This window comes from Novosphingobium pokkalii (genome assembly GCF_014652855.1).
GTDB classification, from domain to species: Bacteria; Pseudomonadota; Alphaproteobacteria; order Sphingomonadales; family Sphingomonadaceae; genus Novosphingobium; species Novosphingobium pokkalii.
Map to the genome: position 1 here is coordinate 60,332 of NZ_BMZP01000018.1, position 18,071 is coordinate 78,402.

12 protein-coding genes and 2 pseudogenes are annotated in these 18,071 nt (G+C 59.6%); 10 read left to right on the top strand and 4 right to left on the bottom strand.

Annotated elements, in window-relative coordinates; genetic code table 11:
• A pseudogene (locus tag IE191_RS21130) lies at positions 1 to 315 on the top strand (conjugal transfer protein TraA); the annotation flags it as partial.
• 153 nt (positions 316 to 468) lie between these two features.
• Positions 469 to 879 carry a hypothetical protein gene (locus IE191_RS16630; protein ID WP_191325504.1) on the top strand — a complete coding sequence of 137 codons (411 nt, stop codon included), beginning with the start codon at positions 469 to 471 and terminating at the stop codon, positions 877 to 879.
• Between the two features lie 107 nt (positions 880 to 986).
• Here IE191_RS16630 and IE191_RS16635 read toward each other — a convergent pair whose 3' ends face one another.
• Entirely contained in the window at positions 987 to 5,261 is a 4,275-nt protein-coding gene (locus IE191_RS16635) for an NACHT domain-containing protein (protein ID WP_191325505.1), read from the bottom strand.
• A gap of 157 nt (positions 5,262 to 5,418) precedes the next feature.
• On the bottom strand, positions 5,419 to 8,184 hold the full coding sequence (locus tag IE191_RS16640) for a hypothetical protein (protein ID WP_191325506.1): 2,766 nt from the start codon (positions 8,182 to 8,184) through the stop codon (positions 5,419 to 5,421).
• A 515-nt stretch (positions 8,185 to 8,699) separates the two neighbouring features.
• Between IE191_RS16640 and IE191_RS16645 the strand changes: the two genes are divergently transcribed.
• The 5 genes from IE191_RS16645 (at position 8,700) to IE191_RS16665 (ending at position 13,163) form a co-directional block, all read left to right on the top strand.
• Positions 8,700 to 9,848, top strand: coding sequence for a DUF3800 domain-containing protein (locus tag IE191_RS16645; RefSeq protein WP_191325507.1), 1,149 nt, complete (start codon positions 8,700 to 8,702; stop codon positions 9,846 to 9,848).
• Between the two features lie 66 nt (positions 9,849 to 9,914).
• Entirely contained in the window at positions 9,915 to 11,054 is a 1,140-nt protein-coding gene (locus tag IE191_RS16650) for a hypothetical protein (protein ID WP_229815524.1), read from the top strand.
• The gene (locus IE191_RS16655) at positions 11,051 to 11,632 is read left to right on the top strand and encodes a 3'-5' exonuclease (RefSeq protein WP_191325508.1); all 582 of its coding nucleotides are present in this window, start codon (positions 11,051 to 11,053) and stop codon (positions 11,630 to 11,632) included. The genes IE191_RS16650 and IE191_RS16655 overlap by 4 nt, the downstream gene beginning before the upstream one ends.
• A complete protein-coding gene (locus IE191_RS16660) occupies positions 11,629 to 12,219 on the top strand; it encodes an AAA family ATPase (RefSeq protein ID WP_191325509.1) in 591 nt (196 codons plus the stop codon). The genes IE191_RS16655 and IE191_RS16660 overlap by 4 nt, the downstream gene beginning before the upstream one ends.
• Positions 12,216 to 13,163, top strand: a complete 948-nt coding sequence (locus IE191_RS16665; RefSeq protein ID WP_229815525.1) for an aldo/keto reductase — start codon at positions 12,216 to 12,218, stop codon at positions 13,161 to 13,163. Before IE191_RS16660 ends, IE191_RS16665 begins: the two co-directional genes overlap by 4 nt.
• A 51-nt stretch (positions 13,164 to 13,214) precedes the next feature.
• Here the strand turns inward: IE191_RS16665 and IE191_RS16670 are convergent.
• A pseudogene (locus tag IE191_RS16670) lies at positions 13,215 to 13,352 on the bottom strand (transposase domain-containing protein); the annotation flags it as partial.
• 139 nt (positions 13,353 to 13,491) lie between these two features.
• Between IE191_RS16670 and IE191_RS16675 the strand changes: the two are divergent.
• The 3 genes from IE191_RS16675 (at position 13,492) to IE191_RS16685 (ending at position 15,810) form a co-directional block, all read left to right on the top strand.
• Positions 13,492 to 13,644, top strand: a complete 153-nt coding sequence (locus IE191_RS16675) for a hypothetical protein (protein ID WP_191325511.1) — start codon at positions 13,492 to 13,494, stop codon at positions 13,642 to 13,644.
• 97 nt (positions 13,645 to 13,741) lie between these two features.
• Positions 13,742 to 14,497, top strand: coding sequence for a hypothetical protein (locus IE191_RS16680; RefSeq protein WP_191325512.1), 756 nt, complete (start codon positions 13,742 to 13,744; stop codon positions 14,495 to 14,497).
• A 98-nt stretch (positions 14,498 to 14,595) separates the two neighbouring features.
• Positions 14,596 to 15,810, top strand: a complete 1,215-nt coding sequence (locus IE191_RS16685) for a DUF3644 domain-containing protein (RefSeq protein ID WP_191325513.1) — start codon at positions 14,596 to 14,598, stop codon at positions 15,808 to 15,810.
• A gap of 363 nt (positions 15,811 to 16,173) precedes the next feature.
• Here IE191_RS16685 and IE191_RS16690 read toward each other — a convergent pair whose 3' ends face one another.
• Entirely contained in the window at positions 16,174 to 17,625 is a 1,452-nt protein-coding gene (locus tag IE191_RS16690) for a caspase family protein (RefSeq protein WP_191325514.1), read from the bottom strand.
• Positions 17,626 to 18,071 lie beyond the last annotated feature (446 nt).

The following is an 18,071-nucleotide window of genomic DNA, read 5'->3' on the forward strand; positions in this document are numbered from 1 at the left end:
GCGCTTCAGCTCGAAACCGAGCTGCGCACCAATCCCGAACTGCGCGCCGAGCGGTTCGTCAGCCGCTGGAACGAGCTGTCCAACCAGGCCGATCGCCACTATGCGGCCGGCGACATCGACGCCCACAAGAGCGCGCGCACCGCCATGGCAAACATGGCGAGGAGCCTGGAGCGCGATCCGCAGCTTGAATCCCTGCTGGCCAGCCGCAAGGCCCAGCTTGGCATCACCATGATGGACAGCCAGCGTAAGCTTGGCGCCCAGCTCGCGTTCGAGCACGGCCTCGATCTTGGCCGGGGACGCGGCCTGGGGCTGTAGGGCAGGCCAAGGCCCGAGTCGCGGCGCCTCCACCGGTTTGCACAATCTCAAGCCGCCTCAGCAGCGTGCGCGCCGAAACGGCCACAAATCTCACCCCTTCCAGTAAGGTTCCAGCCTCTGGCATTCTGCAATTGGCAGGGTTTAGCTGCGCCCATGACCGACACAAACGACACGGAAGTGACCACCGCCCAGGCTTTTGAGGCCGTGCGGCACGAGCTCAGCCTTTTGCACAATGCCGTCGCCAATCTGACGGCGGCACGCGAGCGCATACCCGACCACACCGCCGCGCTCGATGGCATCGACCGAAGTCTGGGCAATGTCCGCGCCCGGCTTGCCGCCATCGAACAGGCACCGGCGGTCTCGCTGACGCCTGCCGAAATGACGAAGCAGATCAATCTCGCCGCCCAGACAGTGCGTACCGAGGACAGCCCCGGAGCCATTGCCCGATCCCTGCCGGCCAGTTGGCACGTGCCCGAGTGGATGGCTGCGCGAACCATGAACATGGATCAGAGGGCCGCCGGCGAACGATTGATTGCGACGGCGCGCGGGCTAGAGCGGCCGTGATCGAGGATGTTCCGGAACGTTTGCTTTAGAAATGTGGAATATGCCTTTCAGCCAATCTGGCCTCGTGATCTCCTCGCCATACCAGGTCAAGGAATGCGCTGCTGATCTCATTTAAGTATTGAGAACTGCTGGAACTTTACAGATCTACCATCTTCTTCAGACAATTGTTCTGCACGGATCGTCAATTGATCCGCGAATTCCGTGAGCTCCGGTTTAGTGCCGTCTGTCAGGCTTCCCTTGAGGGAGAAGCCGAAGTCGACCAGCAGGTAGATTCCGTGCCTAACACGCCTGTCCCCAATCAGATATTGATCAACAAGCTGGCTCTTAATCTTGTCCAAAAGCACATCTCGGTTCCAGCGATGAGCGAGTTTTATTTCGATAACCAAAACCGCGTGATTGCCACCCCGCAGTTCTATGCGGAGATCAGTCCGCTTCTCCCCCCTCGTTACCGTTTCCTGGGTGATCGATGCCCAACCTCGCAGTCGAGCATCCAGTTCATGTCCGAGCCAGGCGCGGAAGTCGCTTTCATCGGTCGATTTGTCGAACAGCGCCCTCCGATCGAACTCGGATCCATTCATTTCGCCACAGATTTCCGCTATTTCGGCCATGACATGCGCCAGCAAGCCATCCCCATTCGATGGCGCAATTGAACCGCACCGAGCAAATTGGGAAACGTGATCAATTGTCCAACCTTGGGGCTGATTAGCTGCGCGTGCATGGCTCACCAGCCAACGTTCGCCCCAGTCAGGGAACGCAGGCAAGATTCTGTTTTCAACAAAGCAGACCAAGGCTTGGCGACCAGCAGGGCTGTGGTCGGCACCGAGATAGCTGTCGACCAAGCGCCTGACATCCTCCAATTCGCGCCGCCGCGTAACCGTTTGCATCCCTTCGCGAGTTGGTTCGTCCTCAGCAGGGCGGACGATATCGTGCACCAGATTTGCCAACCGCAAACGCAACTCGCTCGGCAAAGGCGTAATCGTAACTGCTTCACGGTTCCATCGACTACCCAGCAGATTTCCTAGGGCCGACAAGGCATAGAACTCGCACGTCTCGTTTCCGCGCCATACATTCTCGAGCCAATCGCACAGGCATTCGATCGATGCCACATCATGCCGGGCCCAGACCTCCAACCAGGCCAGACCGCGACGCCACTGCCCTTCATAAAGGGCTTCAAGCGCTCCCCGGCGGGCTAGAGATTGGAGGCGAAACACAAGTTCTGGGGTCGATTGAACGATGTCTGCCAAGGGCCGTATGTCGACCCGGCACATCGTGGTATTGCGCTCGGCCCAATCGAGCAATGCGGACGCAACAGTTGATTGCAGATTCACCGGCTGCTTGTGCAGTTTCCAAAGCGGCGGGTTCGAATGCTCAGGCTCAAACTTGGCTCGTCGCGACAGTTCTGCGATCACTTCTGACATCGCGACTTTCGACCAGAGGACCAAGTCAGTGGCGGCAATCGCCTCAGCCCAGACCGGGCTGTCGTCGCTGTCCCAAAGATCTTGTTGAATTGCCGCTCGCCGAACCGAATCCGCTAACCCGCGAACAAATTTTGGATCTGCTTCGTAAAGCCAACGAAAACCGACATCGTTCAGCCAGACAATCTCTGATCGATACGTGATGTCGGGCGAAATCTTGCTGACCCAGCGACCAGCTGCGTTAATAAGTATTCTGCCGAAAATAGAGCCCTTGCGCCTCACAAAATCCTCACGACTGAGCTTCTCGTCGCGATCACCGAAGATAAAATGAAATGCAAGATTCCAGTCATCTCCCTGGTTCAGCCTGCGCCAATTTCGAACGAGCGCCCAGCTCCAGGCCAAATTCTCGCGCAAGCCTCCAAGAACAGACCTCAGCTTGAACCGGATGTGCCACCAATCGTTGTAGGTGTATCGAAACCACAACCGTCGCACCCAACCAAATGGGCGCCAGCGCACCGTTTTCAGCGTCGGCCAATCGATGCCCGACCTTTGACGAACTGCCCTGCGCGCAAGTTGGAAACAGATTTTGCGATGTGTCATCCTCGACACCGGACGGATCCATCGCATCAACAGGTCAGCCCAGATTTCACGGAGTTCGGCACTTGACTGCACATACTCACGCAGGGCGAACGCGATATCGGCAAACCTCGCGTCATGATCCTCGCCCCACACACCGCTCAACATGCTCTGAAGGCCAACAAGGGGATGGTGAGTCTGGTTGGAATTGACGGCCGCCACGATTAATCGCTGCCGAACAGTGGCCGACCGGCGCAGCGCCATAGACAACTCGCCCCATTCTTCTTTGTCGCGATCGAGCCTCGAATACCTGCTGGCGTTGAAGCACCAACAGATACTCTCGATGCGAACAGCGTCCGGCTGCTCAACGACGGAGCGAGCGATGGAAGCGCAAAGTCCGTCGAAAAGCAGGCTGGCTCGGGATGTCTTTTCCGGGGCTTTGTGGCCGAAATGAATTGAAGGTCGGGTCCTCCAACACAGACTTTCGAACCCTTCGATCAGCAGGGGCAAATCGGCAAGGGGGGCACGTTCGGAAAGCGCGACAAAGACATCCCCATCGCGCGCGAATTCACGCCCTCCGACCTGCGCCAGCAGTCGCAGCATTGTTTCGAGCGAAATGGCATGCGGGTACGCAGCACCGATCAGACGGATGCGAGCATCGTCTTCTCGCTGCGAACGGTGATCTGAATGATCCTTCCCGAACTGCGGGGCTCCCCATGCAAGCATGGTTTCGCAAGTCCGACGAAGATGATCCCCCGTCCCGCAGGCGATCAGAGCGCGAACTGCATACGCCCTGATTTCGGCAGGAGTGAATGCGTCACCGCAAACCTGCTCCAGCCAATCGGCGGCCGAAGCATATTTTCCCATGCGTACGATCTGAAGCAGGTGGAGCTTAGCTTCACGGGCAACTGGAACGCTCGTCAGGAGATGAACTACGGTCGATTCCAGGTCGGCGGCCGCAAAGCGCGCCAAAGCAGCGTTGGGGAAGTAGAAGCCACCTGACAGATTTCGATGTGTTTGGCTCACATGCTGCTCGAGCGCCGCGATACGATCCCCAACTGCCAAGGTACGGGGATCACCGTCCTCGATCAGGAACTCAGGACCGGTTTTAGTCAGCCAGCGCAAAATCCGTTGATCGCTCGCGGCTAGCCACGCGAGCATCGGCCCGAAGGGCTGAGCGACAAACCGAACGCCAAATGACTCGCTGCCGAATGCTTCAGTTATTTTGGTTGTTGGCAGATGATCGAGCATCGACTCCAGGTACTGAGCAGCGAGCATTGCTTCTATCTCGGGGCGATAGAACCGCACGGATCCACGTCCTGCAGGTGTAAACAATGGCGTTGCCAGCATCTGTCGAAGTTGTAGTGGCGATGCTGAAACGGGACCTTGCTCCAATAGCGACCTTGCATCGAGGGCGCCGGGGACAGGAGTGTCGAAGCTGATGTCCCGCAGTTGCATTACTGTTAGCGCAAACGCCAGGAACCGTGCGACTCCCAGCGCTTCGATCGGCACCATTTCCGTTCTACTGCGACTGTCCGGACGGTCCGCCAAGCGCCGTCGAACCGAAGCATTGAGGACGGCTGACCGTGACGACAGTTGCAAGACCAGCCCCGTCTTGTCCTCATTGGCAAAATAGACGGTGGCCAAATGGACAACATCCATTGGCGTGCGCACTTCATCCCACAGCTGATGTTCATCGAGCGCCTCGAGAAAGCCGTCGGGCTCCCCTTGCGCGGCAGCGAGCAACTTGACACGCGGGATGTCCAAAGCCGCAAAGCTTACATTCCGCAAGACCTTTGAATTGTCGGATGGCATATCCTCGCTTCGAGCAGCGGCGCCGACACGTGATGCGAATGACGAAATGTGGGTCTGTTCGGTTTCGCTGTACCACTCGCTGCCGCGGCAAGAAACGACAACACGTGTGCGCCCTATTCGCGATCCAATGGCACGCTCGAGTGCGTTTAGTGCATCGCGCAGAGGTTCGGATTTTTCTCCTTTGGGAAGCTTTGCCTCATCCACCGAGTCCAGGAAGAATACCGCATCTTCGTCTCTTGCTTTCCAGGTTCGGAACGCAGCTTCCTGTTCGGGCGCCTCGAACGCAGTTTCGAGCGATCCGCTGCACATACGTTCGATGCGAAAATAGAATGCGAATCGGCCAATGCGAGCCAGGCGATCAACTTGGGCCCGAAACTCATAGGATTTGCCCGAACCGGCTTCGGCCAAAAGAGCAACGACGCGGTGTGACAACAGCCAATCCCAGTCACGCGTCTCCTCCCTGCTTGCAAGGACGTCTGCCCACAACTCATCTGCATCTGGCCTGCCGAGCTGTTCGAAAGGAACAAACCGACGATCGATCTCGATGAAGTCTTTTGGAGTTAGAGCCGTGATCATGACGGAGCGGGCTTACCTCGAGGCAGTTTAATGAACTCTTCGGTTTGGCTGAGAGGAGAATTTTGGGAGAAACCGGGCTTTGGAGAAAGCATCAAGAATCCTGTCATCCCCACGTCAGCCTGTTCCCTCGGTAGTCGGTCGCGCCAATTCATGTCACCTATGCAAGCGGTTCTAGCAGCTTGGGAGACGGAACCGAGGATTTTTGGAACTGTTCACGCAATCGCCTCGCTACCTCGCCGATCGCATCCTTTCGATTGATCGCGATCTGCACGAGAAACGCCGCTGTCTGACGTGCCTTTGCTTTGCTTTGCAGGGCATTGGCCCAGCCAACCTCGGCCGTCCTTGCATCAATCGCCGCGAACATCTGTTCGAAGCCCACGTGATCGAATTGCCTGACCGTGCGAAGGAACAGCAGGGGCTCGTCATACCAACTTGAATGCTTTTGAGACAGGCTCGTGGCCGCGTTCTTCAGGTGTGGCGCAAGGAACGCGTGTATTAATTCGGCGTGATTTTTCGCGAACTTGGCCATGAGAATCGTGGCCCAGTCCCAGGCGAATGTATGGCCGTTTGAAATTCCGATTACGCGTCCCGAGCGAATGAATTCGATGGCGTAGTCGAAGGCAATGTAGGCGAGCCGTGGCGTGAGAGTCCGAAGCTCAGAATTGTGCCGAGCGAGCATCGCGGCAATTGCGTGCTTGCCGGCCGTGGATATCCCACAAATTGAAAGGAAGACGTCGGCGTCGTGAAACAGGTTATCGAGGTGGTCGGCGAGGGTCGCCTCGATCACTAGCCAGTCGATCCTGTTGACGATGTTCGAGAAGCGCTTCTGGTCTACTTTCCTGATGAAGAGCAGAAAGCCTGCAGCATTCTGGAAATCCCTTAAAGAGCATTTTGAGACGGCCGCCGCGAGATCTTCGTCATGCCATACTTCGGCAAGTAGGCGACCCGCTTCTCGCATTTCGAGGGTAGGTGCTTCACGTCCCTTGTACAGGCCTAGCGGATCATGGAGCCTGAGGACATGCCAGAAAATGTCATTCATTTCATGGAATGTCTGGAACGGGTCGACGGTCATGCGCTGCGCTGTTCGCGCGGAAAAGATCTTGAGCAAGTCGAGGGCAAAGCGCCGGTCATGATAAGAAAGGTGCGCGCAAAGCTTGGCAAACGACGACAGGTAAGCATCATCGGGCCATTTGGCGGCAAGGCGACGGAGGCTGTCCTTGTCGAGACGTGCGACAAACCGTTCGTTCCAGGTAGCGAAAGTCGGGCTCGATACGTGCGATACAAGCTCGCTCATCGCGAAAACTTGGTCCGGCGTCACGGCAGAAAGCTTGTCCGCCAGCTTATGCAGATCGATCTTGCTGGCTATTCGCCCGGAAAGGGACCCGTCCTTCATCGACAACTGGCCGAGTAGGAATCCAGCTCCATATGCGGACTCACCCTCGGCCTCATCGATCCAGTTTGACAACGTCTGGCCGTCGTCGCGGATTATCGCCGCCACCCAGGCATCGTAGTAACACTGCAGCTCAGAAAGTAGCAGGCACGCGTGGTTACGCTGTTCCTCTCCCGCCTGCGTCCAGCATTCGGCTATGATCGCGTCCAACAGTTCACGTTTGACGAGGCCATCGAACCGCCAGTTCCTCGTGCCCAGTCGAAGCTCCTGCAGAAGGTTGCGCAGGCCGATGAGCGTCCGGCAGTCATCGGAAATCAGTCTGTTGACGAGCGCAGCCAGGGCGTCAGTGTCCGTTGCTTCACAGGCCAATACCAAGAGCTGCTTCAAGATTACCGCAGCAAACCTTTGGTGCGGGGTACGCAAATCCTCATGACTCAAGACGAGCCTGTTCTTGATTAGCCAGTCTAGCGCGCTGTCGATCGCTTCGGCGACGATTGGCGCCTGCATTTCGGCGAGCAGGCTGGTAATGTCGCTTCGTGACGCCCGTTCGTCCCTGGTGAGAATCTGCCGCGCGGCTATCGCGGCGAGAACCAGGTCCGCCCTGACACTGCGTGCGGAGGACGCGGCGGCGTCTGCACGGGTCCATCCACCTCCCAGAATGAAGCAGAATTGCCATGGAATTTCGGCCCTTTCAGCTGCGTCCAACCTTGCGTCGAAGGATTCCTCGAAGGGCTTGTCACCGATGTTCGGATCGACTCTGCGAACCACCTCAAGGGTCGCGTCGCGACGGGTGCGCAATGCCTTTGCGATCGTCCGTACTGCGCGCCGTGCGTCGAGATAGGTAGTCCCTGCTGCATCCCCTTTCTGTTGGGCGGCGTTGAAAGTGCAAAGGAGCATCGCGCCCGAATGCGTCGCCTGCTCTGCGGCCGCGAGAATGTGCTCCGGTGTGAGGTGAGCATCGTCCACGACGTAGAGAGCCAACGTCTGTGTCTGATCGAACTTGAACTCCTCGACCTTTGGGTTCCGGGCGCGGAAGACCTTCCAGCCCTTCTTCTGGAAATGCGAGGCAACTTGCATGACGCAGACGGACTTTCCAGCACCCGGCTCGCCAAAAAGCCGTGCCGAATAGGCACGTTCGAGATCCCGGGCAAGCAGCGAAGTCTCCACCAGTTCCGGGCATGCTGCGGCATCGGCCGGCCCAAGGGGGCGCCCCATTAGCGCGGGCTGGAGATCGCGCTTGTGTTCGAACTCCAGTTCTTCCCAGATGGCGCTATGATCGCCTGAAGCAAGCTGTAGGGTTCCTGGGCGCTCTGAGTGGCGCGCCTCGTGCCGCTGCTTCATCAATCTCAGCTGCGCAACGGAATAGCAGCCCTCATCGTCGTCAATGACAGTGTGATGGTCGCCACAAAGGAGGAGCAGATTATCGTACGAGCGCCGTTCCTCGTTCGACATCGCGTCGTTGAATCGCTTGCCATCGGGTAAGGCGGCTTCGATGTGGCAGATTCGGCCGATCATCGTCTTCTCGCGGGTCACGAGTACGGTGGAACAGCCAGGGAAGGCGCATCTATTGCCCGATCGCAGGTACAATTCTCGCCTGACCTCGGATGTCGGCCGCAATCTTCGTGGAGTTTCCTTGGTTACTTTCATTTGTTAAAAATATCCGGCAGAAGGAGTTTTACCAGCTAATTAAATCCATTCGCACTCTTGGCAGGAGTTTGCCGTTCTGCAATCTCTACCCAGACGCCATCGGCAGACTTTAAACATACGACCGCTTCTGAAGGGCCAGCTTGAGGTTGAGAAAGACTGCAACGGCGGCAGCACCCGAACAGATACTGCCGTCCACCTAGTATGGCGATAACGTACGGATCCGACCAAAGCTGCCGGACAAAAAGCACCCTCAAAGCCAATATCCACAGGATCATTCGCGGTTTTCGAAAGAAGGCGTTTGTCCATCCACAACGCAACAGATAGAAAATTCTTCAAATCATGAGCTAATCATCTCAGTGATCATACAAATATACAGTGAGAGATTGAGGGGATACTGCGATATGGAACTAACTTCCGCGCAATCGGATTGCTCCCCCTCTCGTCCTGTCACCTATTACATCGATGAGAGTGGAAACACCGGCGACCTGATCACGGCAAGGGTCGAAACCTACGGCAAGGAGCAGCGCATGTTCACGCTTGCCGCCGTGGGCTGCGATCTGGACCAGCCGTTCAAGGACCGGTTCGATGCCCTCAAGGCGGCCCATCGCATCCAGTCTGCGGAAGTGAAGTCCAGGCAGGCCTATGACCGGCCTCACTTCGTGTCCGGCCTCCTCGATCTGCTGGAGGAGCGCGGCTGCCCGATCTTCATAGAGGCCGTGGACAAGCACTATTTCGTCATCGCTAACATCATGGATCGGATCGTTGTGCCCTACGTTGGGGCATGCGACGTTCAGCCACGCACGCTCTGGATGAAAGGGGTGATGGCGGATCACATGGCGATCTACGGGCCGCCTGAGTTGGCCCAGGCCTTCATCGCCTGTTGTCAGAGCCGGGACTACGTCGAGGTCCGCGACTTCTACAAGCAGGTCATCCGCTGGGCCCAGTCATGTCGGCTTCCCACCGAAGGTGTGGCCGATGCCTTCGTCCGCTTCACCCGCGACAGCCTCAAGGATTTTCGGAAGCTCCCAAAGGCAAGGGCGGTGGAACGCGCGCTGCCCATCCCCGACACCTCACAAAAGGGAAAGCTCCTCTGGGTCCTGCCGAACCTGACGTCCTTCACCCACATCTATGCCCGGATCAACCGCTTCCTTGAAAAGCAGGTGTCGGACGTGACGCTGTTCCATGACGAGCAGCTGCAATTCGGGGACATCCTGCTTCATAACAAGATGGTGATGGAGGCCTTCAACGATAAGGACGTGATTCCTCCGCTCAAGACCGCGGATTTCCAATTCTCGGCATCTGCGAAGTTGGAGTTCCTGCGCTCCCACGATTCCATTGGCATCCAGATCGCCGATGTCCTTGCCGGCTTTGTCGCACGATACATCCAGGATGCAGTCTGGGGCGGAATGGCGATGGATGCTGGCAGGATGTCCATTTTCAGCCGCCTTGTAACAGCTGGCGTGCGCGAGCAGGGAACCGGGGTGAACATCGTGGCCCCGAAGAGCCTGGTCCGCCTTCTCGGTATAGCCCCGCGAGCAAATTATTCATAACCATCTATTCAGAGTTAGGAATATTCCATTTCTGGAAGGAATGAACAGCGTGTTGGGGAGGAAGCTGTGATAGATGCGGTCGGCGATCTTGAACGTGAAAAGCATCTCAGAAGGGCACCCGCTCATCTGCCGGCGAGCCTTGGCAATGTCGTGGAATATCGGAAATCCGGCCTCAGCCTGAACCATATCGTCGGGTGCCCACTCGATTGCGGCTACTGCGTGCGGCACCTGTTCGACAACTTCGAGATGAAGCGCCCTCACCTCGTGATGGATGATGAACAGGCCGTGGCAGCGTTGATCGCGCATTGGGCCTTCGTTCCCCACGTCACACCCGTCCAGATCTTTAATCGCGCGACCGATCCGTTTCTGCCTCTCGTGAAGCAGCACATGCTGCACTCCCTTGAACTGCTCGATGGGCACGGGCTCAGAAATCACGTTCTCGTCATCACCCGATGGAAGGTCACGCCAAAGGATGTCGAACGCCTGGAGCGCCTGCGGCATCTCAAGGTCACGGTTCTTGTGACCTGGTCTGGCATCGCGGACCCCCGTCTCGAACCGGTTGACAGCATGATCGCGGAAAGGTCGCTCGAGGTGCTGGCCGAACATGCCAGACGGACGAAGAGGATACTCTACTGGCGTCCCATCATAGCGGGCGTGAACGACACGAACGAATGCATCGACAGGGCAGGCGCGCTGTCGCGGCTGGCCGACGCCACCGTCTTCACCGGCCTATTCCACCGCGAGCAGATCCGCGCCCACTTCCGCTCCGCCGGCGTCGAGGATCTCTATCATGACGTGCCCAGGCGCAAAATCCTCCCGCGCGAGGTCGAGCAGCACGTCCTGCGCCGCTACTCCGGCGCGCCGATCTTCCGCAAGACCTCTTGCGGCATCGCCTACGCCTACGGAGAAGCCGATTACAACGGCCATTACGGTATCCGGGAGATATGCGACATCTGCCCGTCGGGCCAGATCGAGCTCTGCGCAGCGGGGCATAGGACGCCCTCACCCGACCGGCTGTCTTCACTCGCCCAGATGGTTGGCCTGGCCCCCGAGCGGATTGAAATCGCTGCAGGGAAGGTGATTGTTGAGGACAGCACCGAGCAGCAGCGCTACTTCATACAGCATTCACTGGGCTTCCAGGTGCATGATCGTGCTCAGCCGCATCTGCCGGAACGCCACGGCCGTGCCGAGGAGGGCTGGAATTGAGCGAGAAGATGTGGGCTGTCGATGTCGAAGGCAGCGGAAAGTCACCGCCTGAGATCGTCGAACTAGCGATCGCCGAGATGGAGGGGCTGACCCTGACCGGGCGCAGCAAGCATTGGCGCTTCAGGCCAAAGAACGGAATCTCTCCCATTGCGGCCCGCATCCACGGGATCTGGGACGAGGATGTGGCCGATGCGCCCGATCTCGAGGACGTGGTCGATGATGTGCTGCTGTGGCTCGAGGACAAGGCGATCGTCGGCCATAACGTGAAGGTCGAGGTCGACATCCTCAGCCAGGTTCTTGAAGGGTGGGAGCCCGTAGCGGCCTATGACACCTTGAAGATCGCGCGACGCCTTCTCCCCGCCGAGGAGAAGCACGGGCTGGAGCACCTCGGCTCCAAGTTGGACCTAAGCCGTCAGGCCGAGGAGATCACCGGCGGGAAAGCCCACTCAGCCCCCTTCGACGCAGTGTTGTCAGCTCTCCTTCTGGACCACATGCTACGCGACCGGTCAGAGGATGACCGGCGTGCGATCCTTACCGATGCGGACATCCTCGGCAGCGCGCAGGGTTCACTCCTGTGAGCCGGCCACCATTCCGCATCGCGGTCGCAGGTACACATTCCACCGGCAAGACGACGTTCCTCACACGACTGAAGGAGTTGTTCGAGCAGCGCGGGCTTGCCGTGGCCTACGTCCACGACAGTGCAGTCAATGCCCAGGAGAAGGGCTTTCCCATCCTTGCACATCACACCTTCGAAAGCACGGCCTGGCTGATGGCGAGGGCAATCGAGCTGGAAACCGAGGCCACCATCGCGGCAGACGTCGTCCTCGTCGACCGGCCCGTCGCCGACGCTCTCGGATACCTTCTGGCCGCACTGCGGCACACCAATAGGTCGATTGCCCCTGCCCGCGCCGAGGCTCTGGAGCGGATCTGCGAAGCCTGGGCGCCCGAATACGACCTCTCTTTCCTGACGGTCCTCGATCCGTCAGTCGAGCTCGGCGCGGGGCGTGACGGGGATGCGCTTTTCCGCGCAAGGGCTGCCGAGGAGGTGACCCGTGTGGTCAACAGGTTCATGCCCGGCCGCCACCTTCTTTGCCATGGCGGCGCGGATGCAGCCCTGGCGCTCGCCATCACCGCGTTCGAAGACTACGAACCCGAAGCCTCATGATGGACCTCGAGCAGATCGACCCCGCCAGGACCGCCGAACACCGGGCGATCGGCTTGGCGGGCGAGCGCCGCATCGGCCTCGGCTGCATGGCGCTGACCGGGATCTACGGCTCCGTTAGCCGTGAGCAAGCCATCGCGACGATCATCGCAGCCCTGGATCATGGCGTGACGCTGTTCGACACGGCCCCGCTGTATGGCAACGGGGCGAACGAGACGTTGCTGGGCGACGTGCTGCGCGGCCGCCCCGATGCGACCATCGTCACCAAGTTCGGCCTCTATGCCGACGCTGGTGGCAGTCTACATCGCAACAGTCGGCCAGAGATGATCAGGCAGTCGGTCGAGGCCTCGCTCACGCGCCTGAGACGCGATCGCATCGACCTGCTGCTCCAGCATCGCGCCGATCCCGAGACGCCTGACGACGACGTTCAGGGCTGCATCGAGGATCTGATCTCCGCGGGCAAGGTTGTCGAGTTCGGAATCTCCGGCGTTTCTGCCGAACAGATCGCACGGTGGCCGATGTCATGCGCTCTCGGCGCAGTGCAGAACGAACTTTCCCTGGCAACCGGCCCGAAGATCGAGGAAATCGCTGCCGCCGCGACGCGGGGCGCGTGCTTCATGGCATTCTCTCCACTGGGGCGGGGTATCCTGACAGGCTCAAAGCCGTCACAACCAGATGACCTTAGGACATCGATGGCAGCTTTCGCGCAGATCTTTGCGAGCGGACGCGCGCACGGCGGTAGTCCTAATCCCGGTACGAAAGCCGGGGAGCAGGCCTCCGCTTCCCGGGCGTTGGCCTGGGTTCTTGCTCAGGGCGCCAATGTCGTGGCGATTCCCGGCTGTCGATCGCCGGGCCACGTCTCAGCGATTTTCAATGATGCCAATGGCTTTCCGGCCCTTCACGCCACTGTGTCACAAGGCAAGATCGCGCAGGACGCTTCAGGCTGAAGCTGCCCCGACCTGCTGTAGGCATCCGCCGAAGGCCGCAGCGTGTTTCCATCAGGCGGCGATTGCGCGCTGATTGGCGCACCAGTTCCAGGGCAGCTGGACGTCGAGTCGGTTGACCGGATGCTCTGCGATGCGCGCGAGCGCATCGGCGAGCGATGCCTGCGGATCGACGTCGTTGAGGCGGCAGGTCTCCGCTTCCGGCGACAGCCGACCAGGTATTGCCATTCTCCTGTGGCGGCGCGAACGTCCGGATCTGACGGGAGCCGCCGATCGAGCATCGTAAAGCCGCCTTTCTGCAGCCGCCCTCATTGCGGTCGCCCCCGCGTCGATGACCGATGCCTGGAAGCGGGCGGTCAGTGCAGACATCTACGGTTTGAGCGGCGGCCTTCACGCGGCTCGTCGAACGTGCATTCGAGGGCGGCATGGCGACAGGCAGGCAGCTTTCCTGACCGATCGCGCCATCGCTGGCGAAGTCGAGTGATCGCCGGATTTTCCACGCATCTCGGATCGATCCGGTGTGGCGGCTCTCATACAACGCAGCTATCACGGCAGCGACGCCGACCGGCGAAGGGAAAGACATGCAGACGCGCTTGATCGAGGTGGTGCCGGACATGGAGAGCTGGCCCGCCTGGGGTGCTAGGCTCATACGGAAGAACCCGGCGAAGACGATCGCGCTGGCGAGCGCAACTCCCATCGTCGCGGTCGCGGCGATTCCGACCGCGGCGACGCTGACCGGCGTTGCCGTCGTCAGTGTCATCGCGGACCTGTGGCTGAGCGACGAGAAGATCAAGCGGGTCCAGATTAAGGACGCGCTCGCCCTGCGCGATCCCAACGGGGATGCTCCGGAGACCAACCGCATATATGCCTTCCATCCGGACCGATCGCGCGAGACGCTCGTCATCCAGGCCGCCTCGTTCCACAGCCAGATCATCGGCGAGCAGATCGCGCATTTGGTGGCCTTCATCCGCAGCACCGTCGCCGCCCGGGAGATCAAGATCTCGGTCTTCTCGGAGAACGGCGCTACGGTGGCGGTCACCGGGCCCGTGCAGGCCGAGGATCTCAACATCAAAGCTCATGCCGGATCGGCCCGGCATCACTCGGTCGAACTGCGCTACGACGAGCCCGAGATCGTGCCGAGCAACGGACTGCCCTTCTGGATGAAGGCCTTCCCGGAGGTGGTCGCGGCCTTCTATGGCGCCACCAAGGGATCGGTGAACAGAAGCGTGCTGATTGACACCAGCTTCGGGCTCAGCGCCTCGCTGGCCAAGTCGGCCGGCATCGACACCAACTGGCTGGGGCGGCAACGGTTCGCCATCGACGCGAAGTTCGGGTGATTCCGCCGGCATAGCGGATGGCGGGACCGTTCGATCTGCGGCATCCCAGCCCAAACATTCCGGGTCGCCCCGCGATGATGCAATGCTATCCTTCTCTCATGGGCCAGAAACCGAGACGCAACCCCGCCAACAAGCTCGACCGCTGGGAGATCGCCCTGATCAAGCGGATGATCGCATCGACCAGCCTCAACGATCAGGACATTCTGGCCTACTTCACGCGGCCTACACGCAGCATCAATCACGCCCGAATCGCGGAGATCCGAGGCCAAACCAAGCACCGGAGCGTGACCACGGCGAGCCAGGCGGAGCTCGATGCCTTCCTCGCCGCATGGCCGCAGATCGATCTCACGACCGGCCTCCACCTGCGCGGAGACGAACTTCTGGTGAAGGCGCGTGAGGCGATGCTTCACGCCGTGCAGGGGTTCAACAATCCCCGCGCGCACTTCAAGAGTGAGACGTTCATCGTCGTCGCCGTGATCGCGTTCACCTATCTGCTGCATTGGCACTATCGTCGCAACGGCGTGGACATCCGCTACAAGCGCATGGTTGACGGCGTGGAGACGGTGCTGAAGACGCGCCACGGCGCCGACAAGCACTGGGAACTCGAAGCATGTCTCGACTACGGCGACTGCCCCCTCGACGGCGGCACCGTCACCAACCTACGCTTTCTGATCGCGATCCGGCACGAGATCGAGCATCAGCTCACCACGCGTATCGATGATGCGATCTCCGCCAAGCTCCAAGCCTGCTGCCTGAACTTCAACCGGGCGATCAAGGATATCGCCGGCGCGCAGCATGGCCTAGATCGCGATCTCGGTCTCGCACTGCAGTTCAGCGGGATCGAGCGTGACCAAAGGGACCTGCTGCTGTCCGACACTGACATGCCGGCCCACATCCAGGCCGCGCATACGGCCTTTGAAGACGGTCTGACCGATGAGATGATGACCAATCCGCGCTATTCCTATCGAGTAGCCTACATCGAGCAGGTGGTGAACTCGCGAGGGAAGGCGGATCAGGTCGTCGAGTTTTTGAGATCAGGAACCGAGAAGGGCGACCATGTCCGGCTGGCGTTGAAGGAGGTCGAGAAGCCCAAGCTCAAGCCGGGCCAGATCGTCGACCTGATGATCGCCGAAGGCTTCCCGCGGTTCACTATCTACCACCACACCCAGCTCTGGAAGGATGCCGACGCCAAGGCTCCGGGCAAGGCGTTCGGCACCACGCTCGCCGATGGTGCATGGTACTGGTATCCATCCTGGGTCGATCAGGTGCGCGCCCACGTTCAGGCTCACCCAGAACTCTATGGTCGCGCCTGAAACTCGAAAACTTGAACGGACAAGATCGACCATGCCTCCATTGATCGTGAATCGACCCGACGCCCCGCAGGCCGAGCTCAGCCTCGCGGAGATCATGCGCCTGATCGAGCGCACGGCGCGGTACGTTTCGACCACAGCCGGTCGTTCACATCGACCATCGAGAACGTCTGCTCTTACCAGAATCTGCCGATGGGATGTCCAGACGCGAACGTCCGCTAAGGCGACAGGGATAAGGATGGGCTCGCTTTTCGCGGTCGCAGCTTCTCGGACGATCTGATTGAGGTGCACCGCTCCGACGAACTGTCGGTGCCAAAGACGCTGAAGCCGGGGATCGACGAAGGCGCGCTGACGCTGGTCTGAAGGCTATGTTGGCACTCGGCAGGACCAGCCATAAGGGAATCTGACGCTCGCAACACCCTTGGCAGGCTTGCCGTAGCTGAAGGTGAGCAACCGGCGCGGAATCACCAGCTGACGCGCAATCCGGTCCTCGAAATCGTCGCGATCCAACGTGCGGTGCACGATCTTATCGCCTTCTTCAAAATCGGCGTCGACCGAACCGAGCACGTTGGCACCTCCAACGAAAATCTTCTTTACCGCATTGTCAGCCGTGGCGTCGAGCGTCACATCGACGGCGGTCGGCTGTTCCTTGCCCGGCAACACATAGAAGCGCCTGATTTCGGGCAGGAGGCAGCGCGAGATGAAGGCAAAGCTGTCCGCGAACTCCTTGTGCTTCTGCAGCGCGAAAACCTCGTTGAACTTGTCGTCCTTCGGATCGTCGCGAACCTCACCGGCACTATCAAAGAATATCTCGAAGAGCATGCCGTCGAGCAAGGCCTTGCGCTTGGCGGCCGGCACAGCGGTCGTGCGATCGGCGAATGCGTTAATGAACCCAACCGCGGAATTCGAATGGCCGCACGCCGACTGATAGATATTACGGCCGAGGACGAACAGAGAGTCGGTGGCGAACTTCGCCAGCACCGGCCCCTTCAGGGTGTCGATCGTCGGGTTCTGGGTGGGCCAAGTGAGCGACTTCAGCTTTTTAATGGCTTTGTGCGAGGTGCGCGCCTCGTCGAGCACGAACAGAGCGTCGCTCAGTGCGGTCGGACCATACTCGGTGATCCGCTTCGCTATGCCGAGGTTGAAATAGAACTCACCGGCGAGCGATGTGTGCTCCCAAGATATCTGTTTGCCGCTGGTGGTCGCGCTGAGCGTATTGCGCACGCGCTTGAACATCGCTTCGATCGAGCAGTCCTGCGCGTCGATATGCTCGAGAAGGGCTGCGGTATAGGCACCATTGCGGCCCTTGCCATCGTCGGCAAACTGGCCGGGCGAAGTCGAAAAGGCGATGATGGTGCCGCGTGGCGCGTAGACGGCGGCAAGCCCCCTAGCCACGCCGCGGTGCCAGCTCCGTTCGAACGGATTGTCGCGACAGGCGTCTAGGATGATGATGTTTGTGGAGGTGTCGGACTTCTCCATCTGGGCGATCACGCGATTTAGGCAGAGCGAAGTGTGCTTGGCCTCGATTTCGTCCTCGACCTCGGTGTCGACGGCCGCCAGATAATTGTCTCCGTCGATCTGAAAACCATGCCCCGCAAAAAAGAACAGCCCGACGTCCTGGTCGACGAGCGCGGCTTTGAAATCCTTCAAAGCCTTGTCCATCTGCCGATGGGTGGCATCGTTCAGAAGCGTGACATCGAACCCGCAGCGATCGAGCACCTCCGCGACATCCTTAGCGTCATGACCCGGATTCTTGAGCTTGCTGGCATGGGTGTATTTCGCGTTGCCGATGACGAGGGCGGAGAGGGATCGGGACATCTGACCTGGCGGCTGGCAAGCGGAACAATGCTGACTATCATTGCCCAGTTCGACCCGAGCCACCACCAATATAGGTATCGCCGCACCTTCCATCAAGCGCTTGGTAAAATGTCATGTAAGACGCCGAACGGCGCATGAGTCAATTCTAAGAGAAGGAGCTTAAACGGGTCCCCATATGACTGGTTTCAAGCTACTCGGGTGATGCCAACGGCGACGCCAATCGGCAGGAAAGTTCCAAGATACGGCGTTCCGCTTCCGGCAGCAGGCGACCAGAGTCGGTCCTTCGCCTATGAACCGAGAAAGGTCCGGCCCCGCCAAAGGCGGCCAATCATGCTGGTCGGTGCGGATCATTGGTAAGGCGCCCAACTAACGCCGTTGCCGGCGCCGACGCCGCTTCCCAGCTGCTACCTATCCGCTTTATGCCGCCGCTCGGATAGGCTGGCCTG